Origin of the sequence: Pseudomonas capsici (assembly GCF_017165765.1) — a bacterium.
Taxonomy (GTDB): domain Bacteria; phylum Pseudomonadota; class Gammaproteobacteria; order Pseudomonadales; family Pseudomonadaceae; genus Aquipseudomonas; species Aquipseudomonas capsici.
In genome coordinates this window covers 1-18,452 of the sequence record NZ_JAFGZD010000006.1, presented here as the reverse complement: position 1 = coordinate 18,452, position 18,452 = coordinate 1, and the positions used below count along the sequence as shown (strand labels likewise).

Sequence of the window (18,452 nt, the reverse complement as noted above, 5' to 3'; positions counted from 1 at the left end):
TCAGGCATCCTTGGAGACAATAGCGAGCAGGTCGCTTTCAGAGAGCAAAGCCAGTTCCTGTTCGAGCGCGAGCAGGTCGTCGGCGTCGTACAGCGCCAGTTGCAAGGTGTTGATGTGGTCGGCCAGAGCCTTCAGCGAGTTCTGTTCGAACAGTGCCCGCAGGGGGATCTCGACGCCGGTTTCTTCACGGATCCGCAGGGTCAGTTGCACCGCTGTCAGCGAATGTCCACCCAACTCGAAGAACGAGTCGTTGCGACCGATTCGCTCGAAGCCGAGCAGGTCGGCCCAGATGTTCGCCAGCAATTGTTCGGTTTCGCCGTTGGGCGCTTCATAGGTTCGAGGGGCAACCTGTGCCGAGCGCGGCACCTTGACCTTGAGGTCGTTACGCCCCATGAGCGCCAGGCTGTCGTCGGCCAGGTAGCTCAGCAGATCTCTCAGTTCGGTGTCTGGGCTGTTTTCCATTGCCTGAACCAGCAGATTCAAGGCTTTGAGGGTCATGTCGGCGATGCGCTGGACACCGATGAGCGGCACGCTTTGCAGGGTGAGCTTCATGTGCTGCGGGTAGTCGTCCACCGACAGCGACAGCGGGTAGTCGCCGTTGTCCACGTCAGTCAGCACCCGAATGCCCGGCCAGTCCGCCAGTCCGTCAGCCTGGGCGTGCTGGCGGTAGTTGAGCAGGGCGGTGAACAAAGGCGTGCCGGTTTCGATGCTGCTGCAACGCTGGGCAGTGGTCAGTGCTGCCTGTTCATGAGTCAGCAGCTCACTCAGGTCCTGATGCGTTGCGCTGATCAGCTCCTGCACGTTGCGTTCTGACAGTTGCACCCGCACCGGCAGGGTATTGATAAACATCCCCACGGCACTTTGCGCCCCGGCACCGCCTTGCAGCCGGCCGGAAAGCACGGTGCCGAACACCACGTCGTCGCGGGCTGTGCAGCGCGCCAGCACCATCGCCCAGGCTGCATGCACGAGAGTGGCAGGCAGCACGCCATGGCTTCTGGCCTGGGTGCGCAGTTGTGCGGTGAAGTCTTCGTCCAGGGTCAGGATGTGGTTCTGGAGATCGCTTTCTACTTCCAGCACGTCGAATGGCGCAGTCGGGCTGTCCACGTCGGCCAGACGCCGACGGAAATAATCCTCATGCAGCTCCACCGGGCTGGCCAGGGTCTGGGCGACAAACTCGCGGTAATGCTGTGGCTCAGGCAACAGATCAGCGCCGCCATCCATGATGGTACGGATTTCGTCGAGGACGATGCCCAGGCTGACATGGTCGTTGATGATGTGATGGTCAAGCAGGGTCAACAGCCAGCCCCCCGCATTCAGGGTGACATGGGCATGGATCAGGGGTGCCTTGCCCAGGTCGATACGCAGCCGGTGCGGGTCTGTGGCGTGGTCCAGTTGCCCGCGAATGTCGTCGCCCGTGAAGTCCAGGTTGCTGACGGTCAGTTGCGCTGTGCGTTGTACCACCTGCAACGGCTGCGGCAGACCGTTCCAGTGCACCGAGGTACGCAGGCTGTCATGCCGGTCGATGACCTGTTGCAGCGCATCCAGGAAGGCATCGAGGGTTGCCCGCTCGCTGAATTCCAGGACCGAACGCACCAGATAGGTATCGCCTTCCTGGTCCAGCATATGGTGGAACAGAATGCCTTGCTGCAGAGGCACCAGTGGGTAGACGTCCTGAATGTTTGCCGAGCCGCCCGGTATCTGACTGACGATGCGGTCGATATGCGCTTGGCTGAGCTCCACCAGCGGCAGCAGCTCCGGGGTCAGTTCCGTGCAACCGTCCTTGATCGGGTTGGCCGGGGTCTCGAATTGCAACACGTTGCCATGCTGCAGGGTTGCCGCCAGTTCATGCAGGCTTGGCGCGGTGAATACGCTGCGCACATCGGCATTCAGGCCCAATTGGCGCAGACGATCGATCAGTGTGACCGCCATCAGCGAATGGCCGCCCAGCTCGAAGAACCGGTCATGGCGACCGACTTTTTCCAGCCCCAGCAGTTCCTGCCAGAGCGTGGCAAGCACGGTCTCGGTTTCGCCTTGTGGCGCTTCGTCCCGACGGCTGATGAACGCCTGCTGATCGGGTGCCGGCAACGCTCGGCGGTCGAGCTTGCCGTTGGGAGTCAGCGGCAAGGCATCCAGTTGAACGAAGGCGCTTGGCACCATGAACTCGGGCAGCCGTTCGAGCAGTTGCGTGCGCAATTGCTCCACGGACAGGGACTCGCCGCACAGGTAGGCGACCAGTTGCAGGCCTTTGGTCTGTCCCGGGCTGTCGTCTCTGGCCAGGACCACCGCCTGGCGCACGCCAGGACAGGCGGCGAGGGCGTTTTCGATTTCACCCAGCTCGATACGCAGGCCCCGGATCTTGACCTGATCGTCGTTGCGACCCAGGAACTGCAAGTTGCCGTCCGGCAGCCAGCGCCCCAGGTCGCCGGTGCGATACATGCGTTGTCGATCTTCACTGAACGGGCAGTCCGGGAAGCGCTCGGCACTCATTTGTGGCTGGTTGAGGTAACCGCGAGCCACCCCGGCACCCGCGATATACAACTCACCGACCACGCCGGTGGGCACTGGCTCGCCATGGCGGTCGAGGACGTAGACCCGGGTATTGGCCAGTGGCCGTCCGATGCTGCGGTTCGGGGTGTCCTGTGGCCGGACTTCAGCCGCAGTGGTCACGATGGTCGCCTCGGTCGGCCCGTAGGTATTGAGCAGCCTCGGGGTATGGCCGGGACGTGCGAACCACTGCTGCACGGCCTCGGTGCTCAATTCCTCGCCGCCGATGACCACCACACGCACATGCTCGGGAATCGCTGCCTTCTGATCCTGAGCCAGTTGCTGCCAGAAGCGCGTGGGCAGGCTCACCACATTCAGCCTGTTTTCTGCACACAAGGCCCAGAAGTTGCTGGCATAGGTAAGCCAGGCATCGCTGCGCAGGACCAGTGTGGCACCGCTGACCAATGCACCGAAAATCTCCTCGGTGGAGGCGTCGAAGTTGACCGAAGCGAATTGCAGCGAGCGCTCACCCGCGACCAGGCCGGTCAACCCGCAGATGGCCTCGACTTCGTTGCGCAGGCCGGCATGCTCAAGCATCACGCCTTTTGGTTTGCCGGTGGAGCCTGAGGTGTAGATCACATAAGCCAGGTTCGATGCACTCAGGCCCAGCGCCGAAGCATCCGGGTTGCTGTCATCGAGAGAGGTCCAGGGCTGGAGCTCGCCATCCAGAGCAATCACTTGCAGCCCGGCGGGCAGTTCGCCCAGCCGCTGCAGGGCACCGTGTTCACAGAGCAAGGCCCGCGGCGCGCTGTCACTCAGCATGTACGCCAGGCGCTCGGCAGGGTAAGCCGGGTCCAGCGGCACGTAGGCCGCACCCGCCTTGAGGATCGCCAGCAAGGCGACGATCAGGCGCGGGCTGCGCTCGATGGCCAGCGCCACCCGGTCATCGGGCTGGATGCCCGTGGCCAGCAGGTAATGGGCCAGACGGTTGGCCTCGGTGTTCAGCTCGGCGTAGCTCAGTTGCTGGTCTTCAAAGATCAGGGCCAGTTCTTCAGGCTGATTGCGGACCTGCTGCTCGAACAGTTCATGGATGCAGGGATTGCCCGGCAATGGCCGTTCGGTTGCATTCCAGCCATACAGCACGTGTTCGCGCTCTTGCTCGTTGAGCAGCGGCAGGCGGCTGACCGCTTGCAGATCGTTGCCCAGCAGGCCTTCCAGCAAGGTCTGGAAGTGCGACATGAAACGGGCGATGGTGCTGTCGTCGAACAGATCGCTGGCGTATTCCACGCTGCCGGTGAGGTCGGTGCCATCATCGGTCAGGGACAGCGACAGGTCGAACTGGGTGCTGCGATGCTCGTAATCCTCGGCGGTCAGCGTCAGCCCCGGCAGTTGCAGAACCGGTTCGGCGTCGCCGTTCTTCAGCGCCAGCATGCTCTGGAAGACCGGGCTGTGGCCCAGGCTGCGCTCAGGGTTCAGGGTTTCAACCACATGCTCGAAAGGCAGTTCCTGGTGACTGAAAGCCCCCAGGGTGCTGGCTTTGACTTGTTCAAGCAGTTGCGTGACGTTCGGTTCGTCGTCCAGCCGCACACGGATCGCCAGGGTATTGACGAAGAAGCCGATCAACGACTCGGTTTCCTGCCGTTGCCGGTTGGCGACCGGGGTGCCGACCACAATGTCGGTCTGTCCGCTCAGGCGTGACAGCAAGGCTGCCCAGCCGGCCATCAGGGTCATGAACAGGGTATTGCCATGACGACGGCTCAAGGCGCGCAGCCCGGATGTCAGGTCGGTGGGCAGTACGACGTTGTATTGCCCGCCTGCATGGCTCTGGACCAGCGGACGAGGGCGGTCGGCAGGCAGTTCGAGCAGGGTCGGTGCGCCCTGCAGATGCTGTTGCCAGTAATCCTTCTGGGCCTGCAGGCGTGAACCCGACAGCCACTCCCGCTGCCAGACGGCATGGTCGGCGTACTGGATGGCCAGGGCAGGCAACGGATCGGCTTCGCCCTTGGCAAAAGCACTGTAGAGCGCGCCGAATTCGTCGATCAGCACGCCCATGGAGACACCGTCGGAAATGATGTGGTGCAGGGTTACCCAGAGCAGGTGCTCGCTATCGCCAAGGCGCACCAGATGAGCCCTGAACAACGGACCTTTGGCCAGATCGAAAGGCTTGCTCACTTCCAGCGCGGCCATGTGTTGCAGGGCTTCGTTGTCCAGAGCCTGGCTGACCGTGGTTTCGCTGATGGTGATGCTGTGTGGTGCTGCAATACGCTGACGTACTTGCGAGCCATGGCGCTCGAAGGTTGTGCGCAGGCTTTCGTGGCGTTCGACGATTCGGTCCAGCGCCCGTTGCAGGGCATTGCGGTTCAGCTCACCGCTCAGGCGCAGCAGTGCCGGGATGTGGTAGGCAGCACCGGCGCTGTGGTCCAGTTGGTCAAGGAACCAGAGTCGCTGCTGGGCCAGGGATACGGGCAGCGGCTGCTGCCTGTCGGCCAGAGGGATTGCCTGTGAGCTGGAGTGATCGGCCTGGGCGACATAGGCCGCCAGTTCCTGCAACGAGGACTGGCTGAACAGGGTGCGCAGATCGATTTCAACTCCCAGTTCGGTGTGCAGGCGTGCCTGCAACTGAACGCTGAGCAACGAGTGGCCGCCCAGCTCCAGGAAGCCATCGTTGCGGCCGACCTGTTCGACGTGCAGCAACTCCTGCCAGATTTTGGCAATGGCCTCTTCGACCTCGCCCTGTGGCGCTTCATAGGCACGGCTGGCCAGGGAATCCTGACCCGGGGCGGGCAGGGCGCGACGGTCGAGCTTGCCGTTGGCGGTCAGCGGCATGGACTCCAGCTGCACGAAGGCGCTGGGCACCATGTATTCCGGCAGGCGCTTGATCAATCGTGCCCGCAGTTCTTCGGCAGAAGTCGGTTCGCCACAGACGTAGGCCACCAAGCGGTCCTCGCGAGCAATCACCACGGCCTCACGTACCGAGGCAGAGGCCAGCAGCGCGCTTTCGATCTCGCCCAGTTCGATACGGAAGCCGCGGATCTTGACCTGGAAGTCATTGCGTCCGGCGTATTCCAGGCTGCCGTCGGCTTTCCAGCGGCCCAGGTCGCCGGTTTTGTACAAGCGAGCATGCTGATCGCTGGAGAACGGGTTGGAGACGAAACGCTGTGCAGTCAGTTGCGGGTTGTTCAGGTAACCGCGGGCCACACCGGCACCGCCGATATGCAGTTCTCCGATCACACCCACCGGCACCGGCTGGCCACGCTTGTCGAGGATCAGCACCTGCATGTTGGACAGCGGCTTGCCGATGCTCGGACGGTCGCCCAGCTCGCTGATCAGGCCCAGCGAGGCATCGACCGTACATTCGGTCGGGCCGTACATGTTGTAGAAGTGGATGTTGCGGCTCTGGCGCAGCTTGTTCCAGGTCGCGGCGTTCAGGGCTTCGCCACCCAGCAGAACGCTGACCGGCTGATAGCTGCGACGTTCCAGCAAACCGGCGGCCAGCAGGGTATCCAGTTGCGACGGTGTGGAGTCGAAAGCATGCACTTGATGCTTCTCGAGGAAATCCAGCAGTTCCTGGCCGCTGGCACGGATCAGCGATGGAATGATGATCAGACGATGGCCGAAGAACAGCTGGGCGATGCCCTTGATGGACATGTCGAAGTAGAAGCCGGCATTGAGCGCCACATTGGCTTGCGGCGGGCAATGAGCGTGGGTGGTGCGTGCCATGACGTGGCTGAAGTTGAACACCGAACGGTGCTCGACCATCACGCCCTTGGACTGCCCGGTGGAACCTGAGGTGTAGATCACATAAGCCAGGTTCTCGGCGGTCAGGCCCACGGATTCCGGGTCGAAGTTCTCGTCGTACTGCGGATCGTTATCGACCGCTGTCAGGTCATGCTCGTCGAGCACGATCAGAGCCGGGCAATAGCGTGTCGCTGGCAGGTGAGGTATCAGTGCTTTCTGGCACAGCAACAGGCGAGCGGCACTGTCCTTGAGAATAAAGGCAATGCGATCGGCAGGATGGTTGGGGTCGATCGGTACATAGGCGCCGCCGGCCTTGAGCACGGCGAGCAGGGCCACGATCATTTCGATGCCGCGATCCGCACAGATGGCAACCCGTTGTTCGGGCTGAATGCCGTGTACCAGCAGCCGCTGGGCCAACTGATTGGTCCGACGATTGAGCTGGGCGTAGGTGAGCTGCTGTTGTTCGTAAACCAGAGCAATGGCGTCCGGTTGCGCCTGAACCTGCGCCTCGAACAAGGTCTGCAGAGGACACGGGCTTCCGAAATCGCTGGCGGTCTGGTTGAAACCGCTCAGCACCTGCTGGCGCTCGGCTGCGGACAGGATGTCGAGGGCTTCTGCCAGACGCAGCGGCGTCTGTTCCAGAGCCTTGACCAGTGTGGTGACGGCCTGAATGAGATAGCCCGCGATTCTGTGCGGATCGACGCCAGCGGCTGTCTGGGTGGTCAGGGAGAATCCTTGCCCTTCATCGGCCACGGCGACTTCTATCGGGTAGTTGGTGCGTGCTTCGTTGCTCAGGAAGCGCACGCCATCCCATTGCAGTACGGCTTCGTCATTGGCCAGGGATCCGCCATCGGTCTGATGGCGATAGTTGAGCAGTGTGGTGAACAGCGGCAGAGAGGCCGGAACGCCGCTGCAACGCTGGGCCAGAGCCAGGGAAGCCTGTTCGTGCCCCAGCAGTTGGCCGAGATCCCGGGCCACTTCCCTGACCAGCTCTTGAGCACCTTGTCCGGCAAGACTGATACGCACCGGCAGGGTGTTGATAAATACTCCCAGCGCCCGCTCGGAGCCCGACGAACCTTGCAGGCGACCCGACACTACCGTGCCGAACACCACGTCGCTCTGATCGGTGCAGCGAGCCAGAACCTGTGCCCAGGCGGCGTGGAACAACACAGCCGGCGTCATACCCTGACGACGGGACTGTTCGCGGATGGCCTGTGCCAGTTCCGGTTCCAGATGCTGGCTGATTTCGCTGACGTCGGCTCCGTCGCCTTGTATATCGAGCAGATCGAAAGGTGCGGTCGGTGTATCGATGACGGCCAGACGTTCGCTGAAATAGGCTTCGTGAATCTCTGGCGTGCTGGCCAGGGTCTGGGCAACGAAATCCCGGTACGGCAGCGGAACCGGCAGTCGATCGCTGCGATCCTGCATGATCGTCTGGATTTCTTCGAGAATGATGGCAAGGCTGACGTGGTCGCTGATCAGGTGGTGATCGAGCAATGCCAGCAGCCAGCGCCGGGATTGCGGGTCCTGGACGATCCGGGCGCTGAGCAGCGGAGCCTTGGTCAGGTCCATGCGCAGATGGCGCGGGTCGCTGGCCTGTTGCAGTTGCTCCAGGGCGGTAGAGTGGCCTTTGAGTGCCAGGGTTTCGACCGGCAAGGCCGCATGGCGCTGTACGATCTGCACCGCCTGGGGCAGACCGCTCCACTGCACGGCACTGCGCAGAATGTCGTGGCGGTCGATGACCTGTTGCAAGGCATCGAGGAAGGCATCCAGGTGGGTTCGGTCGTCGAACTCGATCAGCGAGCGCACCAGATAAGCGTCGCCTTCATGCCCCAGCATGTGGTGATAGAGAATGCCCTGTTGCAGAGGCACCAGCGGGTAGATGTCCTGGACATTCGCTGCACCGCCCGGCACCCGCTGGATCAGGGTGTCGAGCTGCGACTGGCTCAATTGCACCAGCGGCAGCATGTCCGGCGTCAGTGCCGTGCAGCCATCGGGAATCAGGTTCGCCGGGGCGACGAACAGCGAGTCGCTGCCGCCCTCGATAGCCTTGGCCATGTCGCGCAACAGCGGCGCACTGAATACGGCCCGTACATCGGCCACCAGCCCTTGCTCGCGCAGGCGCTCGATCAGGCTGACGGCTTTCAGCGAATGTCCGCCCAGGGCGAAGAAGTGATCGTTGCGGCCGACCGTTGCAACGCCGAGTATTTCTTGCCAGACCTGTGCCAGCAGGGTTTCCGTGGCACCTTCCGGGGCTTCGTGGACGCGATTGGCGTAGGCTTCGGCGGTGGGTTCTGGCAGCGCCTGACGGTCCAGCTTGCGGTTGGCGGTCAGCGGGAAGGCCGGCAGGCTCACGAACGCGGCGGGCATCATGTATTCGGCCAACAGCGGCGTCAGTTGTGCATGCAGTTGTGATGCATCGATGCTCTGGCCTTCATGGGGCACCACATAGGCCAGCAGACGCTTCTCACCTGCGCTGTCTGCACGGGCAATGACTGCCGCTTCCTTGATTCCCGGCAGGCTGCCCAGGCGAGCCTCGATTTCGCCCAGTTCGATGCGGAAGCCCCGCACCTTGACCTGGAAGTCATTACGACCCAGGTACTCGATGCGTCCATCGGGCAGGTAGCGGGCCAGGTCGCCGGTCTTGTACATCCGAGCATTCGGCTGATCGCTGAACGGATCGTCCAGGAAGCGTTCCCGGGTAACGTCATCCAGGTTCAGATAGCCTCGGGCGACGCCATCGCCACCAATGAACATCTCCCCCGAGGCACCGAAAGGCACGGGCTGTTGTTGCCCGTCCAGCAGGTAGATCCGGGTGTTGGCCATGGGCGTGCCGATGGTTGCGTTGCCGCTGGCTTCGCTGTCTTCGGCAGAGCCCTGAACATAGGCGGCGGTGCAGGAGACCGTCGCTTCGGTCGGACCATAGGTATTGACCAGCTTTACATGGGACGGGCGAATGCCTTCCCACTGCTGAAGCTTCTGTGCGGACAGCGCGTCGCCGGTCACGTTGATCAGGCGCACGTTTTTCAGTTGTCTTTCAGCCAGCGCGGCATTGAGGTGCCATTCACCCACCATGGTGTGCCAGTGGGCAGCAGTCATGTGCACCATGGTGGCTACCGGCTCGTCGTCATCCTGACGGGTACCGAACAGGTTGCGGGTCGGCTTCAGGGTTGCGCCTGCCAGCAGGGCCGGGAAGATCTCTTCGATGGAAAGGTCGAAGTTCAGGGTGTTCTGTTGCAGCACGGTGTCGCGGGTACTCAACCCGAACAGGCGGGCTGCATCGAGGCTGTAGTTGACCAGCGCACGGTGTTCGATCATCACGCCTTTCGGATTGCCGGTGGAGCCGGAGGTGTAGATCACATAGGCCAGATGTTCGGGCCGCAGACCGGGAACCAGCGGATTGTCGTCGCGACCCGTGAAGGGCTCGTCCAGCAGCACCAGCGGAATCGACAGTTGCGGCACACGCCCCAGTACTTCGTGCTGACTGACCAGCACCGAAGGCGCGCTGTCTTGCAGCATGTAGGCAATCCGTTGCTCAGGATAATCCGGGTCCAGCGGCACATAGGCTGCGCCTGCCTTGAGGATACCCAGCAGACCCACCACCATCCGGGCGCTGCGCTCTACGCAGATCGCCACCCGGTCGTCCGGGCGGACACCCAGGCCGATAAGGTGGTGGGCCAGGCGGTTGGCCTGCCGGTTGAGCTCGTTGTAACTCAGGCGCTGGCCTTCGAAAGCCACCGCCAGTTCGTCGCCGCGCACGCTGGCCTGCTCCTCGAACAGACGATGGATGGTCCGGTCGTGGGGATAAGGCGTGCGGGCGGGGTTCAGATCCTGCAGGACCCGCTGACGCTCATTGGCGTCGAGCAGGGCGATATGTTCCACCACCGAGCTGTCATCGGCGGCCATGGCCCGCAGAATGCGCTCCAGGTAACCGAGATAACGCTGCGCTGTGGCCTTATCGAACAAGGCCGTGGCGTATTCGAGATTGCCGCTCAGGCGTCCGTTGTTTTCACCCAGATCCAGGGACAGGTCGAATTTGGCGATGTCGTTCAACAGCCCCAGGTCTTCCAGTTGCAGCTCGCCCAGTGCGGCCTGGCCGACGCCAGTGTCCTGCCAGCTGAGCATGGCCTGAAAGATCGGGGTGTGAGACAGGCTGCGGAACGGGTTGACGATTTCCACGACCTGCTCGAAAGGCAGGTCCTGATGGCGCTGGGCAGCCAGGGTCCGGGCCTTGACCTGAGCCAGCAGCGAACCGACATCGGGCTGTCCCGAAGTGTCGACACGAATCGCCAGGGTGTTCACGAAGAAGCCGATCAAGGGTTCGACTTCGGCACGGGTCCGGTTGGCCATTGGCGAGCCGATCACCACTTCGTCCTGACCGGAAAGACGGCTGAGCAATGCCGCCCAGGCGCTCATCACGGTCATGTACAGGGTCGTGCCGTGACGCTGTCCCAAGGCCTTGAGAGCCTGGGTCAGACTTTCGTCGAAGGTCACCGGCAGGCTGGCACCGCTGTAACTCTGCTCCGCCGGGCGTGGTCGGTCGGAGGGCAAGGTCAGCAGCGCGGGCGCATCGGCCAGGGTTTCCTTCCAGTAGCGGCTTTGCTTCTCCAGAACCTCGCCGGTCAGCCAGCGACGCTGCCATGCGGCGTAGTCGGCGTATTGCAGTGCAAGAGGCGGCAATGGATCGGCATGGCCCTGACACAGTGCGTCATAGAGTGCCGCCACTTCACGGGTCAGCACGCCGATCGACCAGCCATCGGAGATGATGTGGTGCAGGGTCACCAGCAATACGTGTTCTGTTTCACCGAGTCGAATCAGGGTGCCGCGTACCAGCGGGCCGCGCTCCAGATCGAAAGGTGCCAGCGCTTCCTGGTGAGCCAGAGTCTGCATCTGCAGTTCTGCATCGGCCTGAGCCGACAGGTCGATGTGTTTCAGGGTAAAGCCCGTGCGCGGAGTCTCGATGACTTGCACCGCTTGCTCGGTGGCATGTGGCACGAAACGGGTACGCAGTACTTCATGACGTTCGACTACGCGGTCCAGAGCGCTTTGCAGTACCGAAGCGTCGAGCACGCCGCGCAGGCGCAGTCCCGCCGGCATGTGATAGGCCTCGCTGGCACCTTCCATCTGTGCCAGGAACCACAGGCGCTGCTGGGCGAAGGACATGGGCAGGTCTGTCTCACGGTCCGCCGGCGTGATGTCCGGCAGGCTGCTCTTGCCGGCGCTTGCCGCCATTTGCGCCAGGTCGGCGAGGGTCGGGTGGGCAAAAAGCTCGGCCAGATCCAGCTCGATGGACAGTTGCTGGCGCATCTGGGAAATCAGTTGAATGGCCAGCAACGAATGGCCGCCCAGTTCGAAGAAATGATCCTCGCGTCCGACCTGTTCAACTTTCAGCAGGTTTTGCCACAGCTCTGCCAGGGCGCTTTCCAGTTGGCCCTGAGGCGCTGCATAGCGGCGGCTGATCACGTCGCTCGCGGTCGGGGCAGGCAGCAGGCCGCGATCCAGCTTGCCGTTGCCGGTCAACGGCAGGTTTTCCAGGCCGACATAAGCGGCAGGCACCATATAGGCGGGAAGCTGGGCCTGAAGGTGATCGCGCAGTTCACGGATATCCAGTGGCGAATCACTGGTCGAGGTGAAGTAGGCCACCAGACGCTTCTCGCCGGAGGCTTCATCCCGTGCCAGCACCACGGCTTCCTTGATGGCCTCGTGCAGCGCCAGCTTGGCTTCGATCTCGCCCAGCTCGATACGCTGGCCACGGATCTTGACCTGGAAGTCGTTGCGTCCGATGTATTCCACCGCGCCATTATCCAGCCAGCGGCCCAGGTCGCCGGTCTTGTACAGACGGGCATCCGGGTCGCTGGAGAACGGATCGCGCACAAAGCGTTCGGCACTCAGTTCAGGCAGGTTCAGATAGCCACGGGCAACCCCCACGCCGCCAATATTGATCTCGCCGGCCACACCTACAGGTGTCGGCTGACCATGGGGATCAAGGATATAGATCTGGATATTGGCGATAGGCCGACCAATCGGCACGCTGTCGCCTTCGTCACTCGGGAGACATTGCCAGGAAGTGACGTCGATGGCGGCTTCGGTCGGGCCATACAGGTTGTGCAGCTCGACCGGGGCCAGTTGCTCCTCGAAACGCTTCTGCAGGCTGCGCGGCAAGGCTTCGCCGCTGCACAGCACGCGACTCAGGGCGTTGAAGCCCTGGTTGTCGCCATGCTCCAGGAACACTTCCAGCATCGAAGGAACGAAGTGCAGCAGGGTGATGTTCTGCTCGCGCATCACCTGGGCCAGATAGGCCGGGTCCTGATGGCCGCCGGGCCGTGCCATGTGCAGATGGGCACCGGTCAGCAGCGGCAGGAAGAATTCCCAGACCGATACGTCGAAACCGAACGGCGTCTTTTGCAGTACCCGATCGTTTGCATCGACCCGGTATTCGTCGCGGGCCCAGAGCAGGCGGTTGACCACACCGCGATGTTCGTTCATCACCCCCTTGGGCTTGCCGGTAGAGCCGGAGGTGTACAGCACATAGGCCAGGTGCGTGGCCTCAAGGCCCAGCAGTTCGGGACTCGGGTTGCTCTGCGGGAACACGGAACGGTCGATATCGTCGTCCACCAGCAGCACGGGAATGTCGGCACGGGCGACATTATCCAGCAGGGCCTCGCAGGTCAGCATCGCTACGGGATTACTGTCGTCGAGCATGTAGTCCCGGCGGTTGTCCGGCAGATCCGGGTCAACCGGCACGTAGGCGCCGCCGGCCTTGAGGATTGCCAGAAGCGCGACCACCAGATCGTTGCTGCGGCGCAGGGCCACAGCGACTCGGGAGTCCGGTTTCACGCCTTGTCTGATCAGTTGATGAGCCAACTGGTTGGCACGCCGGTTAAGCGCTTCGTAGCTCAATGACTGACCGTTGTGGTCGCTGACTGCAGAAGCGTTCGGCGTGCGCTCGACCTGTTGCTCGAACAGGGCATGGATCAGTTCGTCGCGCGGGTAGTCATGTTGCGTCGCGTTGAAGGTGTGCAGAACGCGATCCTGCTCGGTCTGCGGCATGATCGGGAATTGTGCGACAGACAATGCGTGGTGTTCGATCAGGGCTTCGAACATCGACACCATGCGGCCTTGAATGACCTGGACTTCCTCTTTGGTGAAGAAGGCGGTGTTGAAGTTGAAGTCCAGGTAAACGTCATCCGAGGCATGGTAGTCACGGACGAAGATTGCCAGCGGCAGACGTTCGTAACCGTTGTCCTGGGTGAAAATCTCGGTTTCCTGACCACCCAGCGTCGCGTCGCCATTGAGGCTTTCAAACGAGATCGAGATGTCAAACAACTGCCGACGACCTTCCTGGGCCAGCTTCAAGGTGCGGTTGAGTTCGGCAATCGGAAAGCGCTGGTGGCGATAGCAGCGACGCAACTGGGCTGCCGTGACTTGCATCAGATCCACAAGTGAAGCCTGGGTATCGACTTCCAGGCGGATCGGACTGACCGACGAGAACATGCCCACAGTCGCCTTCTGCCGGGCATTGGTGCGGTTGTGTACCGGCATGCCGATCACGATGGAGTCGACGCCGGTGGTGCGGCAGAAATAGGTGCTGATGATCGTCATGAACACGTGTGCCAGCGACAGTCCCTGGCCTGTGGCGAACTCGGCGAGATCGTCGAACAGCTTGCGCGGCATCATCGTCTGCACCTGGGCGCTCGGTGCAATCCCGTTGCCCGCAACGGCGAAACGCTGTTGCAGCAGCGGCGGTGGCAGCTCGGCGAAGACTTCCTGCCAGAACGTTCGGTCGCGCTCGAAACGACTCGACTCCAGATAGCCGCGGTCTTCTTCGAGGAAGGACAGATAGGACGGCCCCGGGGCCGGGTCATCTTCGCCAATCAGCAGCCCGTTATAGGCCTGCTCCACGGCGCGGCCCATCAGCATGACGCTGATGCCATCGGTCATCAGGTGGTGATAACGGGTCAGCCAGTAATACAGCTGCGGCCCGCAGCGGACCAGACGAACGCTCCAGAGTACGCCGGTCAGCGACGGGAACGGGCGGCGGAACTCCTCCTGCAGATACGCCCTGGCGACTTTCTCCGGGTCCTGCTCGCCGGAAAAGTCCACCACTTCCAGTGCCACATCGACCCGAGGCAGTACCCGCTGACAGGCCACTCCGTCCTGCACATCGAAACTCAGGCGCAGTGAGTCGTGACGCTCCACCACCAGCTGGATAGCCTTTTCGAACAACGGTACGTCGATCTCGCCACGGATCTCCATGGCCATGCCGATGTTGTAGTAAGGCAATTCGGGGTGGGCCATCTGATCGAGCCAGATACCTTGTTGTACGGAAGCGAGCCCGTACGCCGGGGTTTCTTGTTCAAGCACCTGGGGAGTGGACGAGGCCATGTCGGATCACCTGTATCGTGCAGTCAGTGAAGGCTCGTCTACGGGCGGTGGGCAGGCAGGCTGTAATGCGGACATTACCCATCGGCGTGACGAATCATGAGGTTCGATCAATAAAAGTCGTCTCGGCGGTCGCAGTCGGTGAACCGGCTTTTCGAGAGAGGAGTGCGCAAGCGAACAAACCATCCCGTGCCTGGGTCCCGGGTGCTTCCAGAGAGCCATGGCTGAAAATTAGAGGAACGCTTGCGCACTGTATGTCGCTGGAAGTGGGGACAAACGCCAGGCGCTTCATGGGGCAGACGATGTACCCGATTACGGTGGCAGACAGTGTGTGGTGGCAGCAGGCCAAATGGCTTTCTCGCCTTGTATACGTGTGGCGAAAGGCAAATGACCTCATCCGAAGGCCTTCTGATAATTGCTGTTCAAGGAGGTGCTCATGCGCCCGTCGTTTTATGAAGCCTGCCGTTTCCCCAAACTTGAAAACCTGGCCAGAAACTGGGAAGTGATCCGCGATGAGTTCTAGGCTCTGAATGCACCGACCCTGGAAATAAATCGCGTCAACAAATCCATCACCGAACTGTTCGAGGAACTGACCGAACACGTCAATAACGGCGGCGAGTACGGCTGGCTATGGGGCTGGGGCGACAACGACCAGTTGATGACCAACTGGACGCAATACGCGCTCATGGTCTATGACCAGCCTGTCCCCTATGCCCAGGAAAAGATGCCGCGCACTCTGGAGCTGTTGAGCAATACGCCAGGCATCAAACTGTGCGCGTTGCTGCGCCTGGAGCCCAATGCATTCCTCGGCACGCACTCCCACGGCGGGACCTGGGAAGAGGGCTTGTTGCACATGCAACTGACCATCGATGCGCCGACCGAGCAGAATTACAACTACCTGAACGTCAATGGTCAGTTCAGCCAGAGCGTCAACGGCAATCTGGTAGTTTTCGATGGCTCACTCGATCATTTCGCGGTCAACGCATCGAATGGTGTGCGCACGGTGATGTATGTCGAGTTCTATCGCGAACAGCATATGGTGGATCAGGCCTGAGGGCCTGATACATGGTTTTTCTCCGGATGTACCGGACAGGATTTTCAGGAGGCGCGGCCTCGGCGCCGCGCTGTCACGTAGCAAGCAGGTAGCAGCGCGCTTGCCCTGGGCGGCACTCCGACGACCGAGTGCGAAGCACTCTCTACGACCTACGACTGCTGGCGCAGCCGGTCGCGGGCAAGCGCGCTCCTACCCGGACTGCGTAATTTTCCTTAAGTCAGCGCGGGCTCTTCCAGCTCTTCCATAAAGCGGAATGCAGTGCTGCACGAGCGCGGGGCGTGTTCGAAAAACGCCAGGTGACTGCCGTTCTCCTCGACATGCAGACGTGCCCCTTCGATGCTCTGGGCGATATGCCGCGAACCACCGATATGCGTGGTCTGGTCGCTGTCGCCAGCCACTACCAGGGTCGGTACGACGATCTGATCGAGCAGCCCGTTGAGGTCTTTCTTGTTCAGGGCATCGTTGAGTTTCGAATAGCGGTAGAACAGCTCCGCGTTGGTGTACGGAAACAGGGCCACGTGGGCAATGGGTTCCGGGGTTGTAACCAGCGTGGCCTGATCGACAAACAGCATCTGCAGGTCGCCTGCTTCGTTGCGGTCAGCCGCAGCGGCTTCCATCAGCCATTCGAAATTGCGCTGGTGGGCTGTGCGCAGGTTGTCATCGGCCAGGTTGTAGTCGCCATGCCACAGGCTCAGCGAACGCACGCGCTCACTTTCTTTATCGGCTGCGCACAGGGCGATGGCTGCGCCGCCACAGATACCCATCAGGTGCGCGCTGTCATGGCCAAAGTGATCCATGACGGCGAACAGGTCTGCCACCTGGGCATCGGCATCCACCTCCAACCGATCGAAATCGATGCAGGCACCAAATAATCCCCGTGTCTCCCAGGTCATGACGAAATAACGCTCGCCCAGCGCCTGGAACCATTCGCGGCACAGTTCGAAAGGCAGACCGCAGGGCAGGGCAAGGACAATCGGAGTCAGTTGCCGGTTGGCACTGGCGTAAGTATTCAGCAGGACGCCGTCGCGGGTGATCAGGCTTGATCTCGCGATACCGGGCAGAGGAGGGCTGAAGTCGAAATCGTGGATCAGCGCCTGTTGCGCCTTGTCCGGTTCGGCAACGCCAAACAGCTCATAGTTGAAATCCAGCGCAGCGCTGATTTTCCTGCTGATGAACAATTCGAAGGAGGACAGTTGGGCAATGGCATCATGGCGATACTCCAGGTGTCGAACACCCAGACGCTCGAAAGCCAGGCTGACTGCCTTTTGTATTGCTGCTACGCCGGGGCCGGCGATGATCGAACGATCATCCTCGGCCCCGAGGAAGCCGATACGAATCGGCTCGGGAAGGTTGGTCGCCAGATGCCGGAGCATCCTGACTGCCTCGCACAGGCGCGTCGCCGCGTCAGTGAAATGGGACATGGTTAAACGCTCCTTACCAGACATTGTGGTGACCTGCCTTCTCGACTGCCGCTGACTCAGTCTTCCCTGAACTTCTTGCCGCGGGTGGTTTCGGTCACCAGACGGTTGTAGTCAGGGGTGTTATCGCCGATGACCTGCACCGCGCCGTATTTTTCCAGGCTGATCTTGCCGCCGTATTCCTCGATGTGGTCGGAATCGGGGTAGACATGCACGAAGGACGGCACATAACGGGAGGCGAAGCCCATGCGCATTTCCTGGCTTTCGCCACTGTGCGGGTACGAGGCGTGCATCAGGGTCGACCAGAAAATGATGAACTGGCCGGCTTTCATCTGGATCGGTACGGCGCTGGCTTCGTCTGGCTTCCAGTTCTCGTCGATCTGCAACTGGCGATAGTCGTAGCCGAAGAAACCGCGGCGTACACCATCCTTGACCACCGAGTTGGAGGTTTCCGGCGAGTAGCTCATGCGCTTGGTTTCGTCGTAGTTCATGCTGTTCTGGGTGCCGGGAATGAACTGCAGGCAACCGTTGGCAATGCTGACGTCGGTGAAGGCCGTCCATACGGTGATGGTGCCGCCGAACTCTTCGTTTTCCGGCCAGATGATCTGTGGCTTGCCGGAGGCGTTGGCAAAGGTGTCTGCCTGGTGCCAGTCGGTGCCTTCATCGCCCGGGTATTTGGGGAAGAACTCGGTGCGCCAGCACAGAACGTCCGGGCCCAGAATGCTTTGCACGCGGTCGCAGATTTCCGGACGACCGATATGCTCGGCCAGGAAATCGTCATCCAGGTGACGGTCATAGTTGGCGATGTTGGTGCCACCGGAGATCGCGTCCAGATCCTGATAGGCCGCGTGGCTGCGATCCAGCAGGCGCAGGCGCAGGCGTTTCCAGGTTTCCTTCATTTCGTCCTGGTCATAGGCCGTGAAAGGACCGATGAAACCGTTTTTCTCGAATGCGGCGCGTTCTTCCTTGGAAAGGTGGAATCGCTTGATTGCTGTTTCAGACATGTGCGTGTTCCTTTTCGGTCAATGGGCGTTGGCAAGGGAGGTGCGAATGCTGTCGGCAAGAACCTTGGCAGTGGCTCCGTTCGCGAGCGCGCCAGGGTTGAGGTCGACCTTGTAGTGAGCCTTGAGCAGGCTGAGGGAACGAATCAGGGCCAGCGAGGTGCCGCCGTGATCGAAGAAATCGTCGTTCAGGCCAATGCCTTTGAGGCCGATGTCCTCGGACCAGACCTTGAGGACATGCAGCTCCTGTTCCGACAGGTTTCCTTGCTCGGTTTTGGCAAGGGCGCTGCGAATATTGTCGGCAAGGACCTTGGCAGTGGCTCCGTCCGCGAGAACGCCAGGGTTGAGGTCAACCTTGTAGTGAGCCTTGAGCAG

The 18,452-nt window shown here is 61.5% G+C and carries 5 protein-coding genes; 1 reads left to right on the top strand and 4 read right to left on the bottom strand.

What is annotated here, in order from left to right; translation table 11 throughout:
* Positions 1-14,607, bottom strand: coding sequence for a non-ribosomal peptide synthetase (locus tag JSY17_RS09960; protein ID WP_206401607.1), 14,607 nt, complete (start codon positions 14,605-14,607; stop codon positions 1-3).
* 523 nt (positions 14,608-15,130) lie between these two features.
* Here JSY17_RS09960 and JSY17_RS09955 point away from each other — a divergent pair.
* Positions 15,131-15,658 carry an aspartyl/asparaginyl beta-hydroxylase domain-containing protein gene (locus JSY17_RS09955; RefSeq protein WP_332875315.1) on the top strand — a complete coding sequence of 176 codons (528 nt, stop codon included), beginning with the start codon at positions 15,131-15,133 and terminating at the stop codon, positions 15,656-15,658.
* A 212-nt stretch (positions 15,659-15,870) separates the two neighbouring features.
* On the opposite strand, the gene JSY17_RS09950 is transcribed toward JSY17_RS09955, so the two are convergent.
* From JSY17_RS09950 to JSY17_RS09940, 3 genes are all read right to left on the bottom strand, one after another.
* Positions 15,871-17,079: an alpha/beta fold hydrolase gene (locus JSY17_RS09950; RefSeq protein ID WP_206401606.1), complete on the bottom strand. Its 1,209-nt coding sequence runs from the start codon at positions 17,077-17,079 to the stop codon at positions 15,871-15,873.
* Positions 17,080-17,135: 56 nt separating this feature from the next.
* Positions 17,136-18,080 (bottom strand): syringomycin E biosynthesis L-threonyl-[L-threonyl-carrier protein] 4-chlorinase SyrB2, encoded by a 945-nt coding sequence (gene syrB2, locus JSY17_RS09945; RefSeq protein ID WP_117163221.1) that lies wholly within the window; start codon positions 18,078-18,080, stop codon positions 17,136-17,138.
* Between the two features lie 18 nt (positions 18,081-18,098).
* On the bottom strand, positions 18,099-18,452 hold a 354-nt coding region (locus JSY17_RS09940), incomplete at its 5' end, for an acyl carrier protein (RefSeq protein WP_206401605.1).

What these genes read in the sequence shown, in the direction of transcription:
- JSY17_RS09960 (WP_206401607.1), bottom strand. Translation starts at nt 14,607, where the DNA reads ATGGCCTCGTCCACTCCCCAGGTGCTTGAACAAGAAACCCCGGCGTAC.
- syrB2 (WP_117163221.1), bottom strand. Translation starts at nt 18,080, where the DNA reads ATGTCTGAAACAGCAATCAAGCGATTCCACCTTTCCAAGGAAGAACGC.
- JSY17_RS09950 (WP_206401606.1), bottom strand. Translation starts at nt 17,079, where the DNA reads ATGTCCCATTTCACTGACGCGGCGACGCGCCTGTGCGAGGCAGTCAGG.